Origin of the sequence: Capnocytophaga genosp. AHN8471 (genome assembly GCF_016806945.1) — a bacterium.
GTDB classification, from domain to species: domain Bacteria; phylum Bacteroidota; class Bacteroidia; order Flavobacteriales; family Flavobacteriaceae; genus Capnocytophaga; species Capnocytophaga periodontitidis.
On record NZ_JAESPJ010000026.1, the window covers coordinates 70,432 to 92,577 of the forward strand.

Consider the following 22,146-nt stretch of genomic DNA (forward strand, 5'->3'; position numbering starts at 1 on the left):
TTGTTTAGGCTACAAAGATAGTAATAATTTGCTGATTAGCTAATATATTGACAAAACTCCTCGTGATGCGATCCACACAGGCTGTTTGCATACGGGGATTTCATTTTCTCATCTACCAAATCGACCAATTTGCTAATTTACAAATTTGCTAATTTCCTAATTCCCTAATCTGCTAATTTACAAATCACTTTCTTATCGCCAAACTTCTCAGCGAGCCATTGTTGTAACTTTTGGCGATCCACTTCTTTGGCGATCTCTTTACCTTTTACAGTCTCTTTTTTAGGCGTGTAGAGCATCACCGTAGTGAGAGAAGAGTTGCCTTTAGCCGAAAAATCTGTCAGTTTTCCAAAATAAAAACTCTCAATATTAGGGAATAATACTTTTATTTCTTTAGCAAAAGTAGGGTCGTTATATTTGTATTGCGCCAACTCTTCTTTTAGCTGATTTATCATCACATCTTTACTAGAGAGCGACGACTTGTTTTTGTTGATTTCTGATAGTATTTCTTTATCAATTTCCGATTCTTTTTGTCGTACAATAAGCTCAGTATTGAGTAGTTTGAAGTTTTTAAGGTCGCTTTGCAGCGTTTTTAACTCTTCATCGCTAAATTTCTTATCCAAAAACGCTAATTCAATGCTTTTAGGGTTCGTATTGTAGCGTATTTTCTTATAAATGATAGTATAACCACTGTTTTCAAACTCGGCAGTGATATAATGAGCTACATTCTCGTGGAATTCCTTCTCTTTTAAAAGGCTATATGCCAAATACAAACTGGGAGTAACAATGAGGATTACCAATGTGGTGATAACAACGCGCAAACGCTTGTTAAGCGCCTCATTACCCGTATTCTTAGGGGTGTATTTCAGGTATTTGATAATGAGGAAAGTAGCAATCCCAATGAAGAAACAATTGATGCTATAGAGGTAGAAAGCTCCTAAAAAATAACTAAAATTACTCGTTGCTAAACCAAACCCTGCTGTACAAAGTGGAGGCATCAAGGCAGTAGCAATAGCTACCCCTGGTATAGGGTTACCTTTATCCTCGCGCGTTAGCGAGATAGCCCCTACCAACCCACCCACAAAAGCGATGAACACATCGTAAATGGTAGGTGAAGTACGCGCTAAAAGCTCTGACTGCACATCCTTGAACGGACTGATATAGAAGTAGATAAACGATACTATAAGACTCACCACAGTAGCGATGAGCAAACTCTTGCCGGTTTTCTTCAACAGGTCGAAATCGTAAGTAGCCAATGCAAATCCTGCCCCTACGATAGGTCCCATCAAAGGAGAAATAAGCATCGCCCCAATGATAACAGCAGTAGAATTGACATTCAGCCCAATAGAAGCAATGAGAATAGCACAAGCTAAAATCCATAGATTAGCGCCACGAAAAGAGATATTGCTAAGGATATCTTCAATTACTTTTTCCTTTTTCTCTTCGCCTTGATGTAAATTGAAAAGCTTTTTCAAAAAACTCATAATGTTAAGTATTTAGATGTTAGTTTTAAATAATTGGGTACAAAGATAGTAATAATTAGCTCATTAGCCAATGATAATTCACTGTTTTTTCCTACTTTTGCTTTCTGATTATGAAGAAAATATATACTATAGGGCACTCTACCCATACCTTGGAGGAGTTTATAAAAATGTTACAATCGTTTGAGATACAACATTTAGTGGATGTTAGGGGACTACCAGGGTCTAACAAATATCCGCAATTCAACAAAGAGAATTTAGAAGTGGCATTACCCCAAGTTGGTATCGCTTATACTCATTTGGCGCTATTGGGGGGCAGACGAAAAGTGCACAAAGACTCCAAGAATACCCGCTGGCGTAATGAGTCTTTCCGCGCTTATGCCGATTATATGGAAACTCTTGATTTTGAAGAAGGTATTGCGCAGCTTATCGCCATTGCCAAAAGAGAAACAACGGCTTATATGTGTGCTGAAGCCCTCTGGTGGCGCTGTCATAGATCGATGATATCCGATTATCTGAAAGCCAAAGGATGGCAAGTAGACCATATTATGGCAATAGACAAAGAAGAACTTCATAAATACACTGCCCCAGCTCGTGTTATAGGAGACAAGGTAGTGTACTATGATGATGGAATTCTTTGGGGGTAATTTGCAAATTTGCTAATTATCATAGGGTATCACCTTTATTTGCGCACTTTCGTATTCTGCTAAAAATACTTCCGACGGACTATCATAGCCTAATTCTTGTAGCTTCGCAAGCAACCATTCTTCGGTTTTATCTACATCTTCCAATACGCTTTTTTGGATAATACCATCGGTGATAATAGGGTATTTAGGATTTTCTTCACCCGATAATACAATAATGAGCTCACCATTCTGTTCAAGTACGGCTCTTTTTACATCCCTGATGTAGTAAATCCCTTCTTTGCGGAGCTTGAAAGCGAGTTCGTGTGCTGTGATTTTAGCTTTTTTACAAGCCGCGATGTCTATCTTGCCACGATTAATAACAATCACGGGGTTGCCATCTATAAATCTCCTAAAAGCGTGGTTTTTAGTTTTCAGCTGGCGTAATCCTATGATGAGTAATGCCCAAATAATCAATACAATGGCAAACTGAAAGAGCGTAACCGACGGACTGTAAATCACACCCCCGATAATACCCCCAAGTACGTAGTTTTGCACTTGGTCCATAGCCGAAGTAGGTGCCAAATTACCCTTGCCCGATTTGTTGATAATTAGGGCAATAGCCAACAATCCTAAGAGCAGTTTTAGGAAAACATCTAAGTAGAAAAACTCCTCGGATTCAATATAAGGAATTGTAAACATAAAATTGATTTATTGATGAGACAATTTACTAATTTGCTAATTGACAAATCGACAATTAAAATGAAACATTAAGCCCTACTTCAAGCGAATGATACTCTTTTTTTATAGGTACAATAGGGGCAGTGTCATAGATAATTCGGTAAGTACCCATAATGCCTATGGTAGGGGTAATGTTGTAAGTGAGGTCGAGAGCCCCACCAAAACGCGCTTCTTTGAAGTAAGTGCTATCGGGTTTCCCCTGATGTATAGCAGTGGTGATAAACGTCCATTTCTCAGCTAATTGAAGTTTGTAGCTGAGCGATAAATGAGTTTTGATACTACGACTATAAGCGTGGTTAGGAGTATTGGCATCAGGGGCAGGGTGTTGCCATTTTTCGTATTCAAAGAATAAGCCTACAGCAGCAAACATCAGTGAGGAATTAGTGTTTATTAATCGATAACGCGACTGCAAACCGGTAGAAATCTTGTGGTTCATTCCCCTGCTCTCTGCCCATTGTGATTCGGCATAAGGATACACCTCAAAAGCGTGGTCTAACAAGTAGCGATATTCCAAATGTATATACCCACCACTTAAGATTACTTGACTACCATAAGTAGAAAGCTCAAATTTGTTGATTACATTGATGACCCTATTGTGATTGATGAGCAAGTTGAGATTAGCTGTATTTTTAAGAGTAAAAACGTCCTCTTTTTCAGTTTTGAAGTCCAAGATAGGCATCAAGCTCCCTTGTAAGGTTTTGGTGCTGTCTATTGTCATAGTGAGATTTTCCGAAAAAAGCATTTGTGAGTAGGCAGAAGCTGAAGGTAATAGTATTAATAATGCATAAAGTAATTTTTTCATTGTACTTAAATTTTCTTTTTCAAGCGACAAAAGTAAGAATAATTAGATAATTAGCAAGTTAGCTAATGAAAAAATCCCCGTGTAGTCATACCACACGGAGATTTATTAGTTATTTGTCACTTCTGTAATTACCTCTATATTCCCACGAGTAGAGTTAGAATACGGACAAACTTGATGTGCTTTTGCGGCAAGTTCTTCAGCTTGTTCAAGTGATACATCGGGTATATTTACTTGTAAGGTTACTGCAAAAATAAAGCCGCCATTATCGAGCTTTCCTATAGATACGTGTGCTGTAACAGAGGTCTCGCCAGTGGTTACTTTAGCTTGCCTAATAACCAAATTCAGGGCAGTGTCAAAACAAGCTGCATAGCCAGCTGCAAAAATCTGCTCAGGATTGGTATAATCATCATTAGCCCCACCTAAGGCTTTAGGAGAGCGTAGTTCAAGGCTTAACACGCCATTATCGGAAGTTACTTTCCTTTTTTGACCACCGGTAGCGGTCGCCACTGCTGTGTACAATGCTTTCATAATAATTCTTACTTATTTTGTTATTTATTCTTACTTTGTGAGTTTTATAGGTCAGGCTTTTAAGAACCTTAAACTATATTTCGAGAGACAAAGATACAACAAATATTTTTAACAATGTTTTTTACAAACAATTTCCTAAAATAACGTCAGTTCGATATAAAAGAATATTGATTTACAGCTTTATATCATAATATATTCACAAAATAATTCACCGTCAGGTGAAAATTCGTGAGATAATAAAAAATAAAGACTTTTATACATTCCCAAATTCGTGAAAATTCGTGAAATTCGTGGGGGATTAAAAATATTTTACTGATTGTTAAGTAATTACTTACGTCGAACTCACGTTAAAATAGAATTTATGATGATTAGTGGGACAATTGATGATTAACAAAAATCCCTATGAGGTAAGTACCTCACAGGGATTTTTTAGTTGTTTTATTCTTTTTCTTAGAACTCTTTGCTTTGCTGTTGAATTCTAAACAGAGTTGTAACCAAAACTGAAAGTCTTCTTTTTGGTTGTACCCCGTAGGGTCTACATAGCAATAGCCAGAGAGCTCTTTGCCTCTCATTACCACTGGCGAGAAGCCCTGCCTTTCTGCGAGTTCTTCTGTCTGCTCAGGGTCAAACCTACACATTAAGGTATCCTCTCCTATATTGATGCACATCTTGTCATTTACCAAGAAAGCCAAACCGCCAAACATCGCTTTTTCTTCCACCGTAATATGGGGTATTTCAGCTAAATATTCGCGAACTCTATTCGCAAGTGTTATACTATAAGCCATTTTTATTAGATTTTTAAATGCTCTTTGAGATCGGGGGCAAAAGTACTGCCTTCATATTTGCCCTCGTGAAAGTACTCATAAGCACTTGTTTCCAATTCGCCGCAATGGGAAATAAGATTGCCTTCTTCATCGTATATTTTGTAAGTCTGCTGGGTGTTGCCTATGGAATTTTCACCATCTAATCCTAATAAAACGCTGTAAAAGACATCTGTTAGGAGAGTATCTATTACTTCTTTTAGCTGCTCTTGCTGAGTGTTACTGAGCACCATTTCTTTTATTTTGGCATTTACAGCACTGGGGTATTGGGGCTGCTCTTCAAAGCAGGATTTTAGAAAATTTAGTTTTTCAAGGTAAAAATTCTTTGCAAATTCGTCTGAAGTCATAGAGTTATTGAATAAATTTATCAAAATCTGATTGAAAAAGTCTATATTGTAGGATGAGAAATTTTTAAATTGAGATAATTAATTTTGGTTAATACTAAAAGAAAATTATTACTCCTCTGGATACTTTATTTCATAGGACAAAACATATACGTTATTTTTCTTTCTTAATCTAATTGAAACAATTCCTAAGGGCACTTCTTTTTCTATGATAATATTGTTCTTCTGTATTGTGTAATTTATATAGTGTTTATTGTCATAGAAACTTTTTAGAGGTATTTTATTCAATAAGTTTTCTGAACCATAAGGAAAATCGGTTAAAAAGCAATTGTATGCCTCTTGGAGGTTGCTAAAATTATATTCTTTTTCTACTTTCCAATAATTTCTATCATCACCAGGGATTCCTTCTATATGAAAGTTTTTACTTGCAGAATCATCTTTGTATTTCTTTTTAAAATAGAAGAAATAGCCTCTGTCACGGAAAATAATAGTACTATCATTGAGACACAATGTATTAAAGATATTATCACACTGCAAATCATCTTCAAATCCTTTGATAAAACTAATACTATCTTGTTTAGGTTTTAAAAATATTATGTAACTATCCTCCTCATTATCCTTTTTTAATTTTGTGGGGTATTTATACTGAAAAACGTATTTAGCACATTGGTTAGAAAGTATTAAAGAGTCTTTTTTGAGTGAAAATTGGGCAAAATGGGAAAATTGCTTAGCATAGTTCTCACTAAATTTTTTATTGTCATTTCCAGCATCTTTAATATATTTAAAACATTCCCATTTTCCCTCATATCTTTTATCTACTAAATTTTTCTTTACCTTAATATGGTTACTACTTTCAGATCCCGATATGATTTTATTTTCATTACTCTCCTTACATATTTTTCCAATGTTATCTGCAGTAAGTAAATTTTCATCGAAAGTTAGAATAATAGGATTTTCTATATCATAAGTTATATTGTATAGTTTTTTTTCCTTCACACAAAATAATAACCAAGCAATGGTATTTTCAACCACTTGTTGGGTATTAGGTTCATTCTCATCAGTGATATCCATATCAAAAAATACTTTGATAAATATACTATCTCCCGAAATGCGATCTATTCTTGTGAAAGCTTTGGGGTAATGTTCCCAATCTAAAGAACTTGATTGTACAATTTTTGAAATAATCCCTTCACAATCTAATCCTTCCTCTTGTTTATTTTGATTGTTATTACTTTGATTATTAATAAAATCACAAGAGATAAGTACTCCTATAAGGAAGAAAAGATAAAATATTTTTCTAATCATTTTGATTGTTTTTTAATTATCATTTAAACGATCCCTTTTTCAATGTATCACAAAGTTTGCCTTGTACTGCCTTGCGTATTTAGGCAAATCTATAAGAGTAGAACCTTCAAACATTAGTTCTATATAATAAGGCAGGTCATACGCTTGTATTTCCTCGTCTATAAGGTGATCAGTAAGGGCATCGAGTTCGTCAAAATTATATATAGTTATTAGTTTTTTAAATCAATGAGTAAATTAGTAAATTTGGAAATCAGCAAATGGACGTACTGTTCTTTCATTGTAGCAGAAAGAAAACTACGCTCAATCCACTGTTGCCAAGTAGGTAATGCTTACTACTTGTTTCATTTCTCTACAAGAGTTACGACCCCTACTTCGGCACCGAAGAGAGCCAATACTTGATTTATTTTATCTAAACGCAAGGTTTTTTTGCCCTGTTCCAATTCACGTACAAAGCGCAGTCCAACGCCCGATCGCATTGTCAGTTCAGCTTGTGAGGCTGTCCAAAAAGTCTCAAAATCACTTTTGCGTCGCTACACTTTGCCAAAGTTTTAGTTGCTCGTCGTGCTACGACCTTTGGCAAAGTTGACTACTCTGATTATCAATAGCTTTTGTAGTATGTTATGTAGGAAAGCCAGCGATAGCTGGGTATGTGCTGCAAACGCCCACATAAATAAAACTTTTCGGACACCTTCTTCCTTTACAAAAGAAGCGATATTCATAATTAGTAAATTGACTAATTAACAAATTAGCTAATTAGATTATACCTTTTCGGGTGTATTTTTTTATTAAAATTTCTCAACTCGTCAAACCACTGCGTTATTTTCTCTTCCTCAATAGTAAAAGGTAATGTTGAGTAAAAACATATATTTCCCATATTTACTTGTTTATTAATATCAGAAAGGTCATCAATACCGAAAAAAACGCTACCAATAATGTAGTAGGTAAATGAACTTTTACAGCTAATAGCACTGTGAATCCCACCAAAAGTACATTTATAATAATACAATAACGAAAACTAAGAGGCAGTTGCAGTTGGTAATGCATCAAGTTAGCAATCCCAGCAAAGATAAGGGCTAATCCAGCACTGAAAAACCAAAAACCTTCAGCTGAAAAATGCTCATACTTCTTAAAACTCAGTGCCGAGTGTACCACCCCCAGCATTATAATTACTATAATAGTAATGAAATAAAGACTCCTCATTGTAAAAAAATGTTTATCAAAGGCAAAGGTAATACTTTCTAATAACAAATACAAATAGATTTGTAATTTACCGTCAGGTGAAAATTAGTGAAAATTCGTGGAGTTGTGATAATCAATCACTTTTATAGTATGTTATGTAGGGGCGTTTTGCAAACGCCCTCCACAAACGCCTCCACAAACGCCCACATAAATAAAACTTTTCGGACACTCTCCCCACAAACGCCCCCACAAACAAAACATTTTAAACACCTTACATTTTCTTACCTCTTATCTCTTACCTAAAAAACAACTTTTTTGTGATATTTGTAACAAAATTAAAAGTACATAACTCCTTATAATATAATAACTTCTATAAAAAGTAGCTATATAATATATTGATAATCAGCATATAATAAGTAATTGCTGCATCTAACCCCTAACCCCTAACCCCTAACCCCTCTTACCTCTTATCTTTCAGATAGTTTTGTGGTTTTAAAAAATAATTGTACTTTTGCACCCGCTTTGAATAATTAAAGCCTAAAACTCAAGTAAACAAATAAATAAATATATAGTATTGTAAATTATGCCAACAATTTCACAATTAGTACGAAAAGGAAGAACCAGAATTACCAAGAAGAGTAAATCGGTTGCTTTGGATTCGTGCCCACAACGCCGCGGTGTATGTACACGTGTGTACACCACTACGCCTAAAAAACCGAACTCTGCTATGCGTAAAGTAGCTCGTGTTCGTTTAACTAATGGCAATGAGGTGAACGCTTACATACCAGGTGAAGGTCACAACCTCCAAGAGCACTCGATAGTATTGGTACGAGGCGGAAGGGTAAAAGATTTACCAGGTGTTAGATATCACATCGTGCGTGGCGCACTTGATACTGCCGGTGTTGCCGGTAGAACGCAACGTCGCTCTAAATACGGTGCTAAACGCCCTAAACCAGGACAAGCCGCTGCCGCACCAGCTAAAGGTAAGAAAAAGTAATTTAACACACAAAATCTTTTAACTGAAAAGAAATGAGAAAAAGACAGGCTAAAAAACGCCCACTTTTACCGGATCCTAAGTTTAACGACCAATTGGTTACCCGCTTCGTGAATAACCTTATGTGGGACGGTAAAAAATCAGTGGCTTTTAAAGTATTCTACGACGCTATCGATATCGTAGAACAAAAGAAAAATAACGACGAAAAGTCGGCATTAGAAGTTTGGAAAGATGCTCTTAGCAACGTAATGCCTCACGTCGAAGTACGCTCTCGCCGTGTAGGGGGTGCTACCTTCCAAATTCCTATGCAAATTCGCCCAGACCGTAAAGTCTCTATGGCTATGAAATGGCTCATCGGGTACGCTCGTAAACGCAACGAGAAATCTATGGCTCAGAAATTGGCTGCCGAAATTATCGCTGCCTCTAAAGAAGAAGGTGCTGCCGTGAAGAAAAAAATGGATACGCACCGTATGGCTGAAGCTAACAAAGCATTCTCACACTTTAGATTCTAATTAACACGATGAGTAGAGATTTAAAATATACAAGAAACATAGGTATTGCCGCTCACATTGACGCGGGCAAAACCACCACTACTGAACGTATACTTTTCTATACCGGTAAAACTCACAAAATCGGTGAAGTTCACGATGGTGCATCTACTATGGACTGGATGGAACAAGAAGCTGAACGCGGTATCACTATCCAATCTGCTGCAACCACTTGTAAATGGAACTTCCCTACCGAAAATGGTAAACCTACAGCCGACGCTAAAGAGTATCACTTCAATATTATCGATACTCCCGGTCACGTCGATTTTACCGTTGAGGTAAACCGTTCTTTGCGCGTACTTGATGGATTAGTATTCCTCTTCTCTGCCGTAGACGGTGTAGAACCTCAATCTGAAACTAACTGGCGCTTGGCTGATAACTACAAAGTTCCTCGTATTGGGTTCGTAAACAAAATGGACCGTCAAGGAGCTAACTTCCTCAATGTTTGCAACCAGGTAAAAGATATGCTCAAATCTAACGCCGTTCCTATCGTATTGCCTATCGGTGACGAAGCTGACTTTAAAGGCGTTGTAGATTTGATTAAAAACCGCGCTATTGTATGGCACGAAGAAAACTCAGGTTCTACTTTTGATATAGTAGAAATTCCTGCCGATATGAAAGAGGATGTAGCCAAATACCGCGCTCAATTGATTGAAGAGGTAGCGGGTTATGACGAAGGTCTTCTTGAGAAATTTATGGAAGATGAAAATTCTATTACTGAAGACGAAATCCACAAAGCATTGCGCGCTGCAGTAATGGATATGGCTATCATTCCTATGGTATGCGGCTCATCATTCAAAAACAAAGGAGTACAGTTTATGCTTGATGCTGTTTGCCGTTACTTGCCTTCACCTCTTGACAAAGAAGCTATCGAGGGTACTAATCCTGAAACTGGCGAACCTGCCCTACGCAAACCAGCCGTTGATGCTCCTTTCTCAGCCTTGGCATTCAAAATCGCAACCGACCCTTATGTAGGACGTTTAGCATTCTTCCGTGCTTACTCTGGTCACCTCGATGCAGGTTCTTACGTATTGAACACTCGTTCAAACAACAAAGAGCGTATCTCTCGTATCTACCAGATGCACGCTAATAAACAAAATCCTATCGAATACATCGAAGCTGGTGATATAGGCGCTGCAGTAGGTTTTAAAGATATCAAAACTGGTGATACCCTTTGCGACGAAAAATATCCTATCGTACTCGAAAGTATGGTATTCCCTGATCCAGTAATCGGTATTGCTGTAGAACCTAAAACAAAAGCTGACGTTGATAAATTAGGTATGGCTTTAGCTAAACTCGCTGAAGAAGATCCTACCTTCCAAGTAAAAACTGACCAAGCCTCTGGACAAACTATCATCTCTGGTATGGGTGAGTTGCACTTGGATATCATCGTAGACCGCCTCAAACGCGAGTTCAAAGTAGAAGTAAACCAAGGACAACCTCAAGTAGAGTACAAAGAAGCCATTACTGGTAAGGCTGATCACCGCGAAGTCTACAAAAAACAAACTGGAGGTCGTGGTAAATTCGCCGACATCGTATTCCGTATGGAACCAGCCGAAGAAGGTAAAGTAGGTCTTGAGTTTGTCAACGAAATCAAAGGTGGTAACATCCCTAAAGAGTATATCCCATCAGTTGAAAAAGGTTTCAAAGAAGCTATGAAAAACGGACCTTTGGCAGGCTTCGAAATGGACGCAATGAAAATCGTTCTTATCGATGGCTCTTTCCACCCTGTCGATTCCGATTCATTGTCATTCGAGTTGGCAGCCAAATTGGGTTACAAAGAAGCTGCTCGCGCTGCAAAAGCCGTATTGATGGAACCTATTATGAAATTGGAAGTTATTACTCCAGAAGAAAATATGGGAGATATCGTAGGCGACTTGAACCGCCGTCGTGGTCAAGTAAATAATATGGACGACCGTAATGGTGCTAAAGTAATCAAAGCTTTTGTTCCATTATCAGAAATGTTCGGCTATGTAACAGCACTTCGAACTCTCTCATCAGGTCGTGCTACTTCTACAATGGAGTTCTCTCACTATGCCGAAACTCCTTCTAACATTGCAGACGAAGTAATTAAAAACGCCAGAGGCAACTAAATTATTAAGCAAATGAGTAATCAACAAAAAATAAGAATAAAGTTAAAATCTTACGACCACAACTTGGTAGATAAATCTGCTGAGAAAATCGTAAAAACAGTAAAAGCAGCCGGTGCTGTAGTAGTAGGACCTATTCCGCTACCTACCCACAAAAAAATATTTACTGTATTGCGCTCTCCTCACGTAAACAAAAAAGCTCGTGAGCAATTCCAATTGAGCTCTCACAAACGTCTCCTCGACATCTACAGCTCTTCATCTAAAACTATCGACGCTTTGATGAAATTGGAATTACCAAGCGGTGTTGACGTAGATATCAAAGTTTAATAACTTTACTAAAATGTCCCGAAACTGCGGGTTAGGGAAAAACGGATAAAAATGATTCAGGGTTAAAAAGCCTCGGGCATTTTTTGACCCTGAAACATTTATAGGTATCATTCCCTGATACCTAACTCCTAAATAAAAAACTAATAACTAATTTAATATTTAATTTTATGTCTGGGTTAATCGGAAAAAAAGTAGGAATGACCAGCATTTTTGATGAGAACGGTAAAAATGTACCTTGTACCATCATCGAAGCAGGTCCTTGCGTAGTTACCCAAGTCAGAACCAAAGAGGTTGATGGCTATGAGGCTCTTCAACTTGGTTTCGATGACAAAGCAGAAAAACGTGCTACCAAAGCTGAGCTTGGTCACTTCAAAAAAGCAGGTACTTCTGTAAAGAAAAAAGTTGTTGAATTCCAAGGTTTTGAAAACAATTACAAATTAGGTGATACTATCACCGTCGATTTCTTCACCGAAGGCGAGTTCGTCGATATCACAGGAACTTCCAAAGGTAAAGGCTTCCAAGGGGTGGTACGTCGCCACGGTTTTGGCGGAGTAGGTCAAACTACTCACGGTCAGCACAACCGCCTCAGAGCACCAGGTTCAGTAGGTGCTTCGTCTTACCCTTCTCGCGTATTCAAAGGTATGCGTATGGCTGGACGTATGGGAGCTGAAAAGGTAACAGTACAAAACTTGAAAGTATTAAAAGTGGTTGCTGAGAAAAATCTTTTACTAGTAAAAGGTTGTATCCCAGGTCACAAAAATGCTTACGTAACTATTCACAAATAATGGAAGTAGCAGTATTAAACATACAAGGAAAAGAAACAGGTAGAAAGGTAACCCTTTCTGATGCTGTATTCGGTATCGAGCCTAACAATCACGTAGTATACTTAGATGTAAAACGCTATTTAGCTAACAAACGTCAAGGTACTCACAAGGCTAAAGAAAGAAACGAAGTAGCTGGTAGTACTCGCAAAATCAAAAAACAAAAAGGTACTGGTACAGCTCGTGCAGGTAGCGTAAAATCTCCTGTATTTGTGGGTGGCGGTCGCATATTCGGTCCTCGTCCTAAAGATTATACACAAAAACTTACTAAAAACGTAAAACGATTGGCTCGCCGCTCTGCCCTCAGCGCTAAAGTGCAAAACCAAGCCCTCGTTGTAGTTGAAGATTTAAATTTCAACGCCCCTAAAACTAAAGATTTTACAGCTGTTGTGAAATCCCTCGGCTTAGAAAATAAAAAATCACTTTTTGTGTTGCCAAATACAAATAATAACGTATATTTGTCCTCTCGTAACGTACCTACTTCAAGCGTAGTAACAGCTTCAGAATTAAATACTTACCAAGTAGTCAACGCTGCAAAGGTAGTACTTACTGAGAGCTCAGTAGCAGTTTTAGAGTCAATTTTAACAAAATAAGAAGAAAATGAGCGTATTAATTAAACCTGTAAATACAGAAAAAGCAACTGAAAATAGCGAGTTAAAAAACTGCTATACTTTCGTAGTAGCTAACGACGCTAACAAGATTCAAATCAAAAATGAAGTTGAAGCTACTTATGGCGTTAAAGTAAAATCCGTACGTACCCTTAACTACGGCCCTAAACGTTCTACTCGTTATACAAAAACAGGCTTGCAAATCGCTAAAACAAACGCAGTGAAAAAAGCAGTTGTGCAAGTAGAAGATGGAACTATAGATTTTTATAGTAATATATAAGTATTTAACAAATAGACAAAAATGTCAGTTAGAAAATTAAAACCAATTACCCCCGGTCAGCGTTTTAGAGTAGTAAACGAATTCGACACCATTACTACTGATAAGCCGGAAAAGAGCTTGCTCGTTCCGTTGAAAAAGACTGGTGGTAGAAACAATCAAGGAAAAATGACCATGCGTTACATTGGTGGTGGTCATAAGAAAAAGTACCGTATCATCGACTTCAAACGAAACAAATTCGGCATCGACGCCAAAGTAGTTTCTATCGAGTACGACCCTAACAGAACAGCATTCATTGCTCTTGTTCAATACACCGACGGCGAAAAACGTTACATCATCGCTCCAGCAGGTTTGAAAGTTGATCAAGTAATCGTTGCAGGTCAAGAAAATATCGCCCCTGAAATCGGTAACGCAATGCCGCTCTCTCAAATCCCACTCGGTACCGTGATTTCTTGCATTGAATTGCGCCCTGGACAAGGAGCTAATATCGCTCGTTCCGCAGGTACTTTCGCCCAACTAATGGCTAAAGATGGTAAGTATGCTACCGTAAAATTACCTTCTGGTGAAACCCGTATGATCCTCCTCACTTGCCTCGCAACCATAGGAGCTGTATCAAACTCCGACCACCAATTGGTACTTTCTGGTAAAGCTGGTCGCTCTCGCTGGTTAGGACGCCGTCCTCGTACACGTGCCGTAGTAATGAACCCTGTCGATCACCCAATGGGTGGTGGTGAAGGTCGTGCTACCGGTGGTCACCCACGCTCACGTAAAGGAATACCAGCTAAAGGTTATAGAACCCGTTCTAAAACCAAAGCAAGTAATAAGTATATTGTAGAACGCAGAAAAAAATAAGAGACTAACAAATGGCACGTTCATTAAAAAAAGGACCTTACGTTCACTATAGCTTGGAAAAGAAAATCCAACAAAATATACAATCAGGTAAGAAAAACGTTATCAAAACTTGGTCACGAGCTTCTATGATTACACCTGATTTCGTTGGCCAAACTATCGCTGTACACAACGGTCGTCAGTTCGTCCCTGTATATATTACTGAAAATATGGTGGGACATAAATTAGGAGAATTTTCACCTACTCGTTCCTTCCGCGGACACGCAGGTGCAAAAAATAAAGGTAAAAAATAATTAAGGCTATGGGAGTTAGAAAAAAATTAAGAGCAGACGAAATTAAAGAAGCTAAAAAAAGCTTGGCTTTCGCAAAGTTAAATAACTGCCCTACTTCCCCACGAAAAATGCGCTTAGTAGCAGATTTAGTTCGCGGTCAGCAAGTAGATAAAGCCTTGGCTATTTTGAAATTCAACCAAAAAGAAGCAGCAGCTCGTTTAGAAAAATTGTTGCTTTCAGCTATCGCTAACTGGCAAGCTAAAAACGAGAACGCTAACTTGGAAGAAGCAGGAGTATTCATCAAAGAAATCCGCGTGGATGGTGGCGCTATCCTTAAACGCTTACGCCCAGCTCCACAAGGAAGAGCACACAGAATTAGAAAACGCTCTAACCACGTAACTTTAGTGCTTGGAGCTAAAAATTTTAACACAGAAAGCTAAGATAAACTATGGGACAAAAAACAAATCCAATCGGAAATCGCCTAGGAATTATCAGAGGATGGGAGTCTAACTGGTATGGAGGCAATGATTACGGAGATAAACTCGCTGAAGACGACAAAATCAGAAAATATGTTCTCGCTCGTTTATCTAAAGCTAGTGTTGCTCACGTGATTATCGAACGTACTTTTAAACTTGTAACCGTTACTATCACCACCGCCCGCCCCGGTATCATCATCGGTAAAGGAGGTCAGGAGGTAGACAAGCTGAAAGAAGAACTTAAGAAAATCACCGGTAAAGATATCCAAATCAATATTTTTGAAATCAAACGCCCTGAGCTCGACGCCGCTCTCGTTGCAGCAAGCATCGCCCGCCAAATCGAAGGTCGTGTCTCTTACAAACGCGCTATCAAAATGGCTATCGCTTCAGCTATGCGTATGAACGCCGAAGGTATCAAGGTAATGATTTCTGGCCGTTTGAATGGAGCCGAAATGGCACGTTCCGAAAGCTTTAAAGAAGGTCGTATCCCTCTTTCAACCTTTAGAGCTGATATCGATTACGCTATTGACGAAGCTCACACTACTTATGGCCGTATGGGCATCAAAGTGTGGATTATGAAAGGCGAAATCTATGGTAAAAGAGAACTCTCCCCACTCGTAGGTATGACTAAAAAAGCTACCGGTGGAAACTTCTCCGGTAAATCAACTGACAAGCCTGCTGGTGCACCCAAAAGAGCGCGTCGCAAAAAGTAATTTTTTAAAGAACAAGAAAGATGTTACAGCCAAAAAGAACGAAATATCGTAAACAACAAAAAGGCAGAATGAAAGGCGTAGCTCACCGCGGTGCGCTCCTTTCTAATGGTACTTTCGGAATTAAATCGTTAGATTCAGCATTCATCACTTCTCGTCAAATCGAGTCAGCTCGTGTCGCTGCTACCCGTTATATGAAACGCGAAGGTCAACTTTGGATCAAAATCTTCCCAGATAAACCTATTACCAAAAAACCACTCGAAGTACGTATGGGTAAAGGTAAAGGTGCCGTTGAATACTGGGCAGCCGTAGTAAAACCAGGTAGAATAATGTTCGAGGTTGGTGGAGTGCCGCTCGACGTAGCCAAAGAAGCGCTACGCCTCGCCGCTCAAAAGCTACCCGTGAAAACAAAATTCGTTGTAGCAAGAGATTATCAAAATTAATTAAAGAACAATGAAACAGTCTGAAATTAACAAATTGACAATAACTGAGCTACAAGAAAAGCTTGGTGAGTTTAAGAAATCGTATGCAGATTTGAAAATGGCACACGCAATTTCGTCATTGGAAAAACCAATTCAATTACGTAACGTAAGAAGAACTATCGCGAGATTGGCTTGTGAGCTAACTAAACGTGAATTACAATAATTCGAACCTGCCTTATGGAAAAAAGAAATTTAAGAAAAGAAAGAATAGGGGTTGTTACAAGCAACAAAATGGATAAATCTATCGTCGTTTCAGAAGTGAAACGTGTAAAACACCCTATGTACGGTAAGTTCGTGTTGCGCACCAAAAAATACGTTGCGCACGACGAAAAAAACGATTGCAACATTGGTGATACTGTACGCATAATGGAAACACGCCCATTGAGCAAAACCAAATGTTGGAGATTAGTAGAAATCATTGAAAGAGCTAAGTAATTATGGTACAACAAGAATCAAGACTAAAAGTAGCCGATAATACTGGCGCTAAAGAAGTGCTAACTATCCGTGTACTCGGTGGTACTAAGCGCCGATACGCCTCTGTTGGCGATAAGATTGTAGTTACCGTCAAAGAAGCTACCCCTAACGGAAACGTAAAAAAAGGACAAGTTTCTACCGCGGTGGTTGTAAGAACTAAAAAAGAAGTACGCCGTGCCGATGGTTCTTATATCCGATTTGATGAAAACGCTTGCGTTCTCTTGAACGCAGCTGGTGAAATGAGAGGTACCCGTGTATTCGGTCCCGTAGCACGCGAACTTCGTGATAAACAATTTATGAAGATCGTTTCATTAGCACCAGAAGTGCTTTAATTTTTAACTAAAGTAAATGATGAAACTAAAAATTAAAACTGGAGATACCGTAAAAGTAATTGCCGGAGAAGAAAAAGGTAAAGAAGGCAAAGTATTACGTGTAGACCGTGAGAAGAACAGAGCGATTGTTGAGGGGCTTAACTTGGTGAAAAAACACACCAAACCTAACGCACAAAACCCTCAAGGTGGAATCGTAGAAAAAGAAGCATCTATTCACATTTCTAACCTCTCCCTCATCGACCCTAAAACAAAAAAAGCTACTCGTGTAGGTTTCGAAGTGAAAGACGGTAAAAAAGTGCGAATCTCTAAAAAATCTAATGTAGTAATATAATATGGCTTACGTACCTAGATTAAAACAAGAATACAATGAGCGCATCATTGCGGCTCTTAAACAAGAATTTGGCTATAAAAACGTAATGCAGGTTCCTAAACTTGAAAAAATAGTTGTGAGCCGTGGTGTTGGTACTGCCGTAGCCGATAAAAAACAAATCGACTACGCCGTAGACGAACTTACCAAAATTACTGGTCAGAAAGCTGTTCCCACTTATTCTAAAAAGGACGTCGCTTCTTTCAAACTCCGTAAAGGTATGGCTATAGGTGCCAAAGTTACCCTTAGAGGAGAAAGAATGTACGAGTTCTTAGACCGCCTTATCACTACAGCTCTTCCCCGTGTAAGAGACTTCCAAGGCGTCAAAGCAAATGGATTCGACGGTAGAGGTAACTATAACTTAGGCGTTACCGAACAAATCATCTTCCCTGAAATCGACATCGATAAAATCAATAAGATTGCAGGTATGGATATTACCTTCGTTACTTCAGCTCACACTGATAAAGAAGCTAAATCATTATTAAGCGAATTAGGATTACCTTTTAAAAAGAACTAAGTATATGGCTAAAGAATCAATGAAAGCCCGCGAGGTGAAACGTCAAAAGTTAGTAGCTAAATACGCTGCTAAACGCAAAGCTCTAAAAGAAGCTGGTGATTATGAAGCACTTCAGCTCATCCCTAAAAATGCTTCCCCTGTCCGTTTGCACAACCGTTGCAAACTCACCGGACGCCCTAAAGGGTATATGCGCACCTTTGGAATTTCACGTGTGTTATTCCGCGAAATGGCAAACAAAGGATTAATTCCTGGTGTAAAAAAAGCAAGTTGGTAATAATTTAAAAGGACAAAATTTATGTATACAGATCCTATCGCAGATTATTTAACAAGAATTAGAAATGCTAATAGCGCTGGTCACAGAGTCGTTGAAATCCCAGCATCTAAACTCAAAAAGGAAATTACTAAAATCCTTTTCGACCAAGGGTTCATCCTTAGCTATAAATTCGATGACTCTACCGTTCAAGGTACCATCAAAATAGCTCTGAAATACGACAAAGTAACCAAAGAACCCGTTATTAGGCATATTGAAAGAGCCAGCCGCCCAGGTCTGAGAAAGTACGCGGGCGCTGATAACCTACCTCGCGTATTAAACGGTTTGGGTATCGCTATCATCTCTACATCACAAGGCGTGATGACTGGTAAAAAAGCGAGAGAACTCAATATCGGTGGTGAGGTAATTTGTTACGTTTACTAATCAATAAAAAGACAATAAACAATGTCAAGAATAGGTAAAGCACCCATCAATATTCCCGCAGGAGTTACAGTTACTATCAAAGATAACACCGTAACCGTAAAGGGGAAATTAGGCGAATTAACCCAAGAGGTTAAAGACATTGCTGTAAAGCAAGAAGATGGACATTTAGTGTTTGAAACTACAGATACTACCAAAGACCAAAACGCTAAACACGGATTATACCGTGCATTAGTACACAATATGGTCGTAGGTGTCTCTGAAGGTTTCACTAAAGAATTAGAGTTAGTAGGGGTTGGATACCGTGCAGCTAACCAAGGTCAAAAACTCGACTTAGCCCTCGGTTTCTCCCACAATATCATTCTCGAATTGCCTAAAGAAATTAAACTCGAAACAATCAACGAGAAAGGTAAAAACCCCATCATTAAATTAACTTCTCACGACAAACAACTACTCGGTCAAGTAGCGGCTAAAATCCGTAGCTTCCGTAAACCTGAACCTTACAAAGGTAAAGGCGTCAAATTCGTAGGCGAAGTGTTAAGAAGAAAAGCAGGTAAATCAGCTTAATAGTTAGAACAATGGCATTATCAAGAATAGAAAGAAGACAACGTATTAAAAGCAGAATCAGAAAAGTAGTAAAAGGTACTGCTGAACAACCTCGTTTGGCTGTTTTCAGAAGTAATAACGAAATCTATGTCCAAATCATAGACGATACTAAAGGTACTACCCTGTTGGCTGCATCTTCACGCGATAAAGAAATTAGTGCCGCCAAAGGTACTAAAACTGAAAAAGCAGCATTGGTCGGTAAAGCTATTGCTGAAAAAGCTTTAAAACAAGGTATCGAAAAAGTATCCTTCGACCGCGGAGGTTACCTTTACCACGGACGTGTAAAATCATTAGCCGACGGGGCTCGAGAAGGCGGACTTAAATTCTAATAACTATGTATCAGAAATATAAAAATGTAGAATATGTAAAACCAAGTGGTTTGGAATTGAAAGACCGTTTGGTAGGTGTACAACGTGTTACTAAAGTAACTAAAGGTGGTCGCGCTTTCGGTTTCTCCGCTATCGTTGTAGTTGGCGACGAAAACGGAGTCGTAGGTCACGGGTTAGGTAAATCTAAAGAGGTTTCCGAAGCTATAGCTAAAGCTGTTGAAGACGCTAAGAAAAACTTAGTGCGTATCCCCCTCAACGGTACTACCTTGCCTCACGAACAAAAAGGAAAATACGGCGGTGCCCGTGTATTCCTACAACCCGCTACCGATGGTACTGGAGTTATTGCTGGTGGTGCAGTACGTGCCGTATTGGAATCCGTAGGTATCCATAACGTACTCTCTAAATCTCAAGGCTCTTCTAACCCTCACAACGTGGTCAAAGCTACTTTCGACGCTTTATTACAATTGCGTAGCGCTAAAACTGTCGCTGCTCAACGTGGCATCTCTTTAGAAAAATTGTTTAAAGGTTAATTTATATAGCTATGGCAAAAATTAAAGTAACTCAAATTAAAAGTAGCATCAAACGCCCTAAAGACCAAAAACTTACTCTCGAAGCTTTAGGTCTTACTCGTATCGGTAGAACCGTCGAACACGACGCTACACCAAGCATCCTTGGTATGATCAATAAGGTAAAACACTTAATTTCTGTAGAAGAAGTTAAATAATATTTTTATACAAAGTTATGAACTTGAGTAATTTACAACCCGCACAGGGTTCAATTCACAGAGAAGGGAAGCGCGTAGGTCGCGGTCAAGGTTCTGGTAAAGGAGGAACTTCTACCCGCGGTCACAAAGGAGCTAAATCTCGTTCTGGCTTTTCTAATAAGATTGGCTTCGAAGGTGGTCAAATGCCCCTACAACGACGCGTACCAAAATTCGGTTTCAAAAACTTTAACCGTAAAGAATACGTCGGTATCAACTTAGGTCGTATCCAAGAACTCGTTGATAACGGTAAAATTACCGATAAAGTTGACCTCGAAACCTTAGTTCAACTAAACCTCGCTAAAAAAACCGACTTGGTCAAAATTTTAGGAGGTGGAGAACTAAAATCTAAATTAAAAATATCTGTTCATAAGTTTACTGCAAGTGCTAAAGCCGCTATCGAAGCTGCTGGTGGCGAAGCAGTAACCTTGTAATATTCAATTTATGAAGAAGTTTATCGAGAACCTGACCAATATTTGGAAAATTGAAGAGTTAAAAAATAGAATCATTTTAACTCTCGGAATTTTGTTAGTTTATCGCTTCGGAGCTCACATCGTCCTCCCTGGTATCGACTCCGCTCAATTACACGAGTTGTCTACCAAAACCTCTGGCGGTGGTCTCCTCGACATCCTCAACGCTTTTACTGGTGGCGCTTTCTCCAATGCCTCAGTATTCGCACTCGGGATTATGCCCTACATCTCAGCTTCTATCGTCGTTCAGTTGATGGGAATCGCTATTCCTTATCTCCAAAAACTACAAAAAGAAGGTGAAAGCGGACGCCGAAAGATAAACCAAATCACTCGATGGCTTACTATTGCAATATGTATTGTACAAGCACCCGTATACCTATACGGTATCAATAGATTAGGAGTCCCTGATTCTGCCTTCCTTTTAGGCAAGGGACTCTCTTTTATCGTACCCGCGGTGCTTATCTTAGTAACAGGAACTATTTTCGCAATGTGGTTAGGTGAAAAAATCACCGATAAAGGAATTGGTAACGGTATCTCCCTACTCATTATGGTAGGTATCATCGCTCGCCTCCCTCGCGCATTCCTCTCCGAAACCGCTTCTCGACTTACCGGTACTGGTGGACCTCTGTTAATTCTCATCGAGATAATCCTTTGGTTCGTGATCATCCTGCTCTGTATCTATCTGATCAAAGCAGTACGACAAATCCCAGTACAGTACGCCCGTAGAACAGCCGACGGAGGAACTGCTAACGAGAGAAATATCTTCGGCGCTCGCCAATACATTCCTTTAAAACTTAACGCTGCAGGGGTAATGCCTATCATCTTCGCTCAAGCCTTGATGTTTATCCCAGCCACTGTAGCCGGATTATCACAATCCGAATTTGCCAAAAGTGTTCAAGCAGCCTTCTCCAACGTCTTCGGATTTTGGTACAACCTGCTCTTTGCAGCTATGATTATACTATTCACGTATTTCTACACTGCAATCACAGTGCCTACTAACAAAATGGCCGACGACCTAAAACGTAGCGGAGGTTTCATCCCAGGTATACGCCCAGGTAAAGAAACGGGCGACTATTTAGACAAAATTATGTCGCTCATCACATTCCCTGGCTCTATATGTATAGCCTTGGTAGCTATCTTCCCTTCACTGCTCAAAATTATCGGTATGCAAGACCAATGGGCATTGTTCTACGGAGGTACTTCACTACTCATCTTAGTAGGGGTTGCTATTGATACTATGCAACAAGTAAATTCATATCTGCTCAATCGCCATTATGATGGTTTGATGAAAACAGGTAAAAATAGAAAAGTATCTTAATTAAAAT

34 protein-coding genes and 1 pseudogene are annotated in these 22,146 nt (G+C 38.9%); 26 read left to right on the forward strand and 9 right to left on the reverse strand.

Going from position 1 to position 22,146, the window contains the following annotated elements:
• Positions 1-164: 164 nt before the first annotated feature.
• On the reverse strand, positions 165-1,481 hold the full coding sequence (locus tag JMN12_RS11015; protein WP_203139193.1) for a DUF389 domain-containing protein: 1,317 nt from the start codon (positions 1,479-1,481) through the stop codon (positions 165-167).
• Positions 1,482-1,591: 110 nt separating this feature from the next.
• On the opposite strand from JMN12_RS11015, the gene JMN12_RS11020 reads away from it, so the two are divergent.
• A complete protein-coding gene (locus JMN12_RS11020) occupies positions 1,592-2,125 on the forward strand; it encodes a DUF488 family protein (protein ID WP_203084405.1) in 534 nt (177 codons plus the stop codon).
• A 12-nt stretch (positions 2,126-2,137) separates the two neighbouring features.
• On the opposite strand, the gene JMN12_RS11025 is transcribed toward JMN12_RS11020, so the two are convergent.
• From JMN12_RS11025 to JMN12_RS11055, 8 genes and pseudogenes are all read right to left on the reverse strand, one after another.
• Positions 2,138-2,803 carry a DUF421 domain-containing protein gene (locus JMN12_RS11025; protein ID WP_198466414.1) on the reverse strand — a complete coding sequence of 222 codons (666 nt, stop codon included), beginning with the start codon at positions 2,801-2,803 and terminating at the stop codon, positions 2,138-2,140.
• A 55-nt stretch (positions 2,804-2,858) separates the two neighbouring features.
• Positions 2,859-3,644: a DUF481 domain-containing protein gene (locus tag JMN12_RS11030; RefSeq protein ID WP_203139195.1), complete on the reverse strand. Its 786-nt coding sequence runs from the start codon at positions 3,642-3,644 to the stop codon at positions 2,859-2,861.
• A 105-nt stretch (positions 3,645-3,749) separates the two neighbouring features.
• A complete protein-coding gene (locus JMN12_RS11035; protein WP_198466412.1) occupies positions 3,750-4,172 on the reverse strand; it encodes an organic hydroperoxide resistance protein in 423 nt (140 codons plus the stop codon).
• 416 nt (positions 4,173-4,588) lie between these two features.
• Positions 4,589-4,957, reverse strand: coding sequence for a TfoX/Sxy family protein (locus JMN12_RS11040; protein WP_203139198.1), 369 nt, complete (start codon positions 4,955-4,957; stop codon positions 4,589-4,591).
• A gap of 5 nt (positions 4,958-4,962) precedes the next feature.
• Positions 4,963-5,340 carry a hypothetical protein gene (locus JMN12_RS11045; protein ID WP_203139200.1) on the reverse strand — a complete coding sequence of 126 codons (378 nt, stop codon included), beginning with the start codon at positions 5,338-5,340 and terminating at the stop codon, positions 4,963-4,965.
• A gap of 108 nt (positions 5,341-5,448) precedes the next feature.
• Positions 5,449-6,642 (reverse strand): hypothetical protein, encoded by a 1,194-nt coding sequence (locus JMN12_RS11050; protein WP_203139203.1) that lies wholly within the window; start codon positions 6,640-6,642, stop codon positions 5,449-5,451.
• Positions 6,643-6,983: 341 nt separating this feature from the next.
• Positions 6,984-7,136: pseudogene (locus tag JMN12_RS15330) on the reverse strand (transcriptional regulator); the annotation flags it as partial.
• 382 nt (positions 7,137-7,518) lie between these two features.
• A complete protein-coding gene (locus JMN12_RS11055) occupies positions 7,519-7,842 on the reverse strand; it encodes a hypothetical protein (protein WP_009750937.1) in 324 nt (107 codons plus the stop codon).
• Between the two features lie 562 nt (positions 7,843-8,404).
• Here JMN12_RS11055 and rpsL point away from each other — a divergent pair.
• The 25 genes from rpsL to secY all read left to right on the forward strand — a co-directional run bounded on the left by rpsL (position 8,405) and on the right by secY (position 22,139).
• Positions 8,405-8,818, forward strand: coding sequence for a 30S ribosomal protein S12 (gene rpsL, locus JMN12_RS11060; RefSeq protein WP_002679283.1), 414 nt, complete (start codon positions 8,405-8,407; stop codon positions 8,816-8,818).
• Positions 8,819-8,850: 32 nt separating this feature from the next.
• Positions 8,851-9,327, forward strand: a complete 477-nt coding sequence (rpsG, locus tag JMN12_RS11065; RefSeq protein WP_002679527.1) for a 30S ribosomal protein S7 — start codon at positions 8,851-8,853, stop codon at positions 9,325-9,327.
• An 8-nt stretch (positions 9,328-9,335) separates the two neighbouring features.
• A complete protein-coding gene (gene fusA / locus JMN12_RS11070) occupies positions 9,336-11,456 on the forward strand; it encodes an elongation factor G (protein WP_088595132.1) in 2,121 nt (706 codons plus the stop codon).
• A gap of 12 nt (positions 11,457-11,468) precedes the next feature.
• Complete coding sequence (gene rpsJ / locus JMN12_RS11075; protein ID WP_002679460.1) at positions 11,469-11,780, forward strand: 30S ribosomal protein S10; 312 nt, start codon at positions 11,469-11,471, stop codon at positions 11,778-11,780.
• A 167-nt stretch (positions 11,781-11,947) separates the two neighbouring features.
• A complete protein-coding gene (rplC, locus tag JMN12_RS11080; RefSeq protein WP_009750934.1) occupies positions 11,948-12,565 on the forward strand; it encodes a 50S ribosomal protein L3 in 618 nt (205 codons plus the stop codon).
• Entirely contained in the window at positions 12,565-13,194 is a 630-nt protein-coding gene (rplD, locus tag JMN12_RS11085; RefSeq protein WP_009750933.1) for a 50S ribosomal protein L4, read from the forward strand. Before rplC ends, rplD begins: the two co-directional genes overlap by 1 nt.
• A gap of 7 nt (positions 13,195-13,201) precedes the next feature.
• Positions 13,202-13,489 carry a 50S ribosomal protein L23 gene (rplW, locus tag JMN12_RS11090; protein WP_009750932.1) on the forward strand — a complete coding sequence of 96 codons (288 nt, stop codon included), beginning with the start codon at positions 13,202-13,204 and terminating at the stop codon, positions 13,487-13,489.
• Between the two features lie 21 nt (positions 13,490-13,510).
• Positions 13,511-14,338, forward strand: coding sequence for a 50S ribosomal protein L2 (gene rplB, locus JMN12_RS11095; RefSeq protein ID WP_088595131.1), 828 nt, complete (start codon positions 13,511-13,513; stop codon positions 14,336-14,338).
• Between the two features lie 11 nt (positions 14,339-14,349).
• Positions 14,350-14,628, forward strand: a complete 279-nt coding sequence (gene rpsS, locus JMN12_RS11100; protein ID WP_002675018.1) for a 30S ribosomal protein S19 — start codon at positions 14,350-14,352, stop codon at positions 14,626-14,628.
• A gap of 8 nt (positions 14,629-14,636) precedes the next feature.
• A complete protein-coding gene (gene rplV / locus JMN12_RS11105) occupies positions 14,637-15,047 on the forward strand; it encodes a 50S ribosomal protein L22 (RefSeq protein ID WP_009750929.1) in 411 nt (136 codons plus the stop codon).
• A gap of 8 nt (positions 15,048-15,055) precedes the next feature.
• Positions 15,056-15,796 carry a 30S ribosomal protein S3 gene (gene rpsC, locus JMN12_RS11110; protein ID WP_002679516.1) on the forward strand — a complete coding sequence of 247 codons (741 nt, stop codon included), beginning with the start codon at positions 15,056-15,058 and terminating at the stop codon, positions 15,794-15,796.
• 20 nt (positions 15,797-15,816) lie between these two features.
• Entirely contained in the window at positions 15,817-16,236 is a 420-nt protein-coding gene (gene rplP, locus JMN12_RS11115) for a 50S ribosomal protein L16 (protein ID WP_002679503.1), read from the forward strand.
• A 10-nt stretch (positions 16,237-16,246) separates the two neighbouring features.
• Positions 16,247-16,438: a 50S ribosomal protein L29 gene (gene rpmC, locus JMN12_RS11120; protein ID WP_002675028.1), complete on the forward strand. Its 192-nt coding sequence runs from the start codon at positions 16,247-16,249 to the stop codon at positions 16,436-16,438.
• Positions 16,439-16,452: 14 nt separating this feature from the next.
• A complete protein-coding gene (gene rpsQ / locus JMN12_RS11125) occupies positions 16,453-16,710 on the forward strand; it encodes a 30S ribosomal protein S17 (protein WP_002675041.1) in 258 nt (85 codons plus the stop codon).
• A gap of 2 nt (positions 16,711-16,712) precedes the next feature.
• Positions 16,713-17,081, forward strand: coding sequence for a 50S ribosomal protein L14 (gene rplN / locus JMN12_RS11130; RefSeq protein WP_002675043.1), 369 nt, complete (start codon positions 16,713-16,715; stop codon positions 17,079-17,081).
• 16 nt (positions 17,082-17,097) lie between these two features.
• Positions 17,098-17,412: a 50S ribosomal protein L24 gene (gene rplX / locus JMN12_RS11135; RefSeq protein WP_009750928.1), complete on the forward strand. Its 315-nt coding sequence runs from the start codon at positions 17,098-17,100 to the stop codon at positions 17,410-17,412.
• 1 nt (position 17,413) lies between these two features.
• Positions 17,414-17,965, forward strand: coding sequence for a 50S ribosomal protein L5 (gene rplE, locus JMN12_RS11140; RefSeq protein WP_009750927.1), 552 nt, complete (start codon positions 17,414-17,416; stop codon positions 17,963-17,965).
• A 4-nt stretch (positions 17,966-17,969) separates the two neighbouring features.
• Positions 17,970-18,239 carry a 30S ribosomal protein S14 gene (gene rpsN, locus JMN12_RS11145; RefSeq protein WP_002675050.1) on the forward strand — a complete coding sequence of 90 codons (270 nt, stop codon included), beginning with the start codon at positions 17,970-17,972 and terminating at the stop codon, positions 18,237-18,239.
• Between the two features lie 21 nt (positions 18,240-18,260).
• Positions 18,261-18,659 (forward strand): 30S ribosomal protein S8, encoded by a 399-nt coding sequence (rpsH, locus tag JMN12_RS11150; protein WP_002675052.1) that lies wholly within the window; start codon positions 18,261-18,263, stop codon positions 18,657-18,659.
• Positions 18,660-18,680: 21 nt separating this feature from the next.
• Entirely contained in the window at positions 18,681-19,223 is a 543-nt protein-coding gene (rplF, locus tag JMN12_RS11155) for a 50S ribosomal protein L6 (RefSeq protein WP_009750926.1), read from the forward strand.
• 11 nt (positions 19,224-19,234) lie between these two features.
• Positions 19,235-19,591, forward strand: a complete 357-nt coding sequence (rplR, locus tag JMN12_RS11160; protein WP_002679484.1) for a 50S ribosomal protein L18 — start codon at positions 19,235-19,237, stop codon at positions 19,589-19,591.
• Between the two features lie 5 nt (positions 19,592-19,596).
• On the forward strand, positions 19,597-20,121 hold the full coding sequence (gene rpsE, locus JMN12_RS11165) for a 30S ribosomal protein S5 (RefSeq protein WP_002679388.1): 525 nt from the start codon (positions 19,597-19,599) through the stop codon (positions 20,119-20,121).
• Between the two features lie 11 nt (positions 20,122-20,132).
• The gene (gene rpmD, locus JMN12_RS11170) at positions 20,133-20,315 is read left to right on the forward strand and encodes a 50S ribosomal protein L30 (protein WP_002679387.1); all 183 of its coding nucleotides are present in this window, start codon (positions 20,133-20,135) and stop codon (positions 20,313-20,315) included.
• 17 nt (positions 20,316-20,332) lie between these two features.
• Positions 20,333-20,785 carry a 50S ribosomal protein L15 gene (gene rplO, locus JMN12_RS11175; RefSeq protein WP_009750924.1) on the forward strand — a complete coding sequence of 151 codons (453 nt, stop codon included), beginning with the start codon at positions 20,333-20,335 and terminating at the stop codon, positions 20,783-20,785.
• A gap of 10 nt (positions 20,786-20,795) precedes the next feature.
• On the forward strand, positions 20,796-22,139 hold the full coding sequence (gene secY / locus JMN12_RS11180; protein ID WP_009750923.1) for a preprotein translocase subunit SecY: 1,344 nt from the start codon (positions 20,796-20,798) through the stop codon (positions 22,137-22,139).
• Positions 22,140-22,146 lie beyond the last annotated feature (7 nt).

What these genes read in the sequence shown, in the direction of transcription:
- JMN12_RS11035 (WP_198466412.1), bottom strand. Translation starts at nt 4,172, where the DNA reads ATGAAAGCATTGTACACAGCAGTGGCGACCGCTACCGGTGGTCAAAAA.
- rpsN (WP_002675050.1), top strand. Translation starts at nt 17,970, where the DNA reads ATGGCTAAAGAATCAATGAAAGCCCGCGAGGTGAAACGTCAAAAGTTA.
- JMN12_RS11045 (WP_203139200.1), bottom strand. Translation starts at nt 5,340, where the DNA reads ATGACTTCAGACGAATTTGCAAAGAATTTTTACCTTGAAAAACTAAAT.
- rplX (WP_009750928.1), top strand. Translation starts at nt 17,098, where the DNA reads ATGATGAAACTAAAAATTAAAACTGGAGATACCGTAAAAGTAATTGCC.
- secY (WP_009750923.1), top strand. Translation starts at nt 20,796, where the DNA reads ATGAAGAAGTTTATCGAGAACCTGACCAATATTTGGAAAATTGAAGAG.
- rplN (WP_002675043.1), top strand. Translation starts at nt 16,713, where the DNA reads ATGGTACAACAAGAATCAAGACTAAAAGTAGCCGATAATACTGGCGCT.
- rplF (WP_009750926.1), top strand. Translation starts at nt 18,681, where the DNA reads ATGTCAAGAATAGGTAAAGCACCCATCAATATTCCCGCAGGAGTTACA.
- rpsG (WP_002679527.1), top strand. Translation starts at nt 8,851, where the DNA reads ATGAGAAAAAGACAGGCTAAAAAACGCCCACTTTTACCGGATCCTAAG.
- rpmC (WP_002675028.1), top strand. Translation starts at nt 16,247, where the DNA reads ATGAAACAGTCTGAAATTAACAAATTGACAATAACTGAGCTACAAGAA.
- rpsC (WP_002679516.1), top strand. Translation starts at nt 15,056, where the DNA reads ATGGGACAAAAAACAAATCCAATCGGAAATCGCCTAGGAATTATCAGA.
- rpsL (WP_002679283.1), top strand. Translation starts at nt 8,405, where the DNA reads ATGCCAACAATTTCACAATTAGTACGAAAAGGAAGAACCAGAATTACC.
- rplP (WP_002679503.1), top strand. Translation starts at nt 15,817, where the DNA reads ATGTTACAGCCAAAAAGAACGAAATATCGTAAACAACAAAAAGGCAGA.
- rpsH (WP_002675052.1), top strand. Translation starts at nt 18,261, where the DNA reads ATGTATACAGATCCTATCGCAGATTATTTAACAAGAATTAGAAATGCT.
- rplR (WP_002679484.1), top strand. Translation starts at nt 19,235, where the DNA reads ATGGCATTATCAAGAATAGAAAGAAGACAACGTATTAAAAGCAGAATC.
- rpsE (WP_002679388.1), top strand. Translation starts at nt 19,597, where the DNA reads ATGTATCAGAAATATAAAAATGTAGAATATGTAAAACCAAGTGGTTTG.
- rpsS (WP_002675018.1), top strand. Translation starts at nt 14,350, where the DNA reads ATGGCACGTTCATTAAAAAAAGGACCTTACGTTCACTATAGCTTGGAA.
- rpsJ (WP_002679460.1), top strand. Translation starts at nt 11,469, where the DNA reads ATGAGTAATCAACAAAAAATAAGAATAAAGTTAAAATCTTACGACCAC.
- rpmD (WP_002679387.1), top strand. Translation starts at nt 20,133, where the DNA reads ATGGCAAAAATTAAAGTAACTCAAATTAAAAGTAGCATCAAACGCCCT.
- JMN12_RS11030 (WP_203139195.1), bottom strand. Translation starts at nt 3,644, where the DNA reads ATGAAAAAATTACTTTATGCATTATTAATACTATTACCTTCAGCTTCT.
- JMN12_RS11050 (WP_203139203.1), bottom strand. Translation starts at nt 6,642, where the DNA reads ATGATTAGAAAAATATTTTATCTTTTCTTCCTTATAGGAGTACTTATC.
- rplO (WP_009750924.1), top strand. Translation starts at nt 20,333, where the DNA reads ATGAACTTGAGTAATTTACAACCCGCACAGGGTTCAATTCACAGAGAA.
- fusA (WP_088595132.1), top strand. Translation starts at nt 9,336, where the DNA reads ATGAGTAGAGATTTAAAATATACAAGAAACATAGGTATTGCCGCTCAC.
- rplE (WP_009750927.1), top strand. Translation starts at nt 17,414, where the DNA reads ATGGCTTACGTACCTAGATTAAAACAAGAATACAATGAGCGCATCATT.
- rplV (WP_009750929.1), top strand. Translation starts at nt 14,637, where the DNA reads ATGGGAGTTAGAAAAAAATTAAGAGCAGACGAAATTAAAGAAGCTAAA.
- rplW (WP_009750932.1), top strand. Translation starts at nt 13,202, where the DNA reads ATGAGCGTATTAATTAAACCTGTAAATACAGAAAAAGCAACTGAAAAT.
- JMN12_RS11025 (WP_198466414.1), bottom strand. Translation starts at nt 2,803, where the DNA reads ATGTTTACAATTCCTTATATTGAATCCGAGGAGTTTTTCTACTTAGAT.
- JMN12_RS11055 (WP_009750937.1), bottom strand. Translation starts at nt 7,842, where the DNA reads ATGAGGAGTCTTTATTTCATTACTATTATAGTAATTATAATGCTGGGG.
- JMN12_RS11040 (WP_203139198.1), bottom strand. Translation starts at nt 4,957, where the DNA reads ATGGCTTATAGTATAACACTTGCGAATAGAGTTCGCGAATATTTAGCT.
- rplB (WP_088595131.1), top strand. Translation starts at nt 13,511, where the DNA reads ATGTCAGTTAGAAAATTAAAACCAATTACCCCCGGTCAGCGTTTTAGA.
- rplC (WP_009750934.1), top strand. Translation starts at nt 11,948, where the DNA reads ATGTCTGGGTTAATCGGAAAAAAAGTAGGAATGACCAGCATTTTTGAT.
- JMN12_RS11015 (WP_203139193.1), bottom strand. Translation starts at nt 1,481, where the DNA reads ATGAGTTTTTTGAAAAAGCTTTTCAATTTACATCAAGGCGAAGAGAAA.
- rpsQ (WP_002675041.1), top strand. Translation starts at nt 16,453, where the DNA reads ATGGAAAAAAGAAATTTAAGAAAAGAAAGAATAGGGGTTGTTACAAGC.
- JMN12_RS11020 (WP_203084405.1), top strand. Translation starts at nt 1,592, where the DNA reads ATGAAGAAAATATATACTATAGGGCACTCTACCCATACCTTGGAGGAG.
- rplD (WP_009750933.1), top strand. Translation starts at nt 12,565, where the DNA reads ATGGAAGTAGCAGTATTAAACATACAAGGAAAAGAAACAGGTAGAAAG.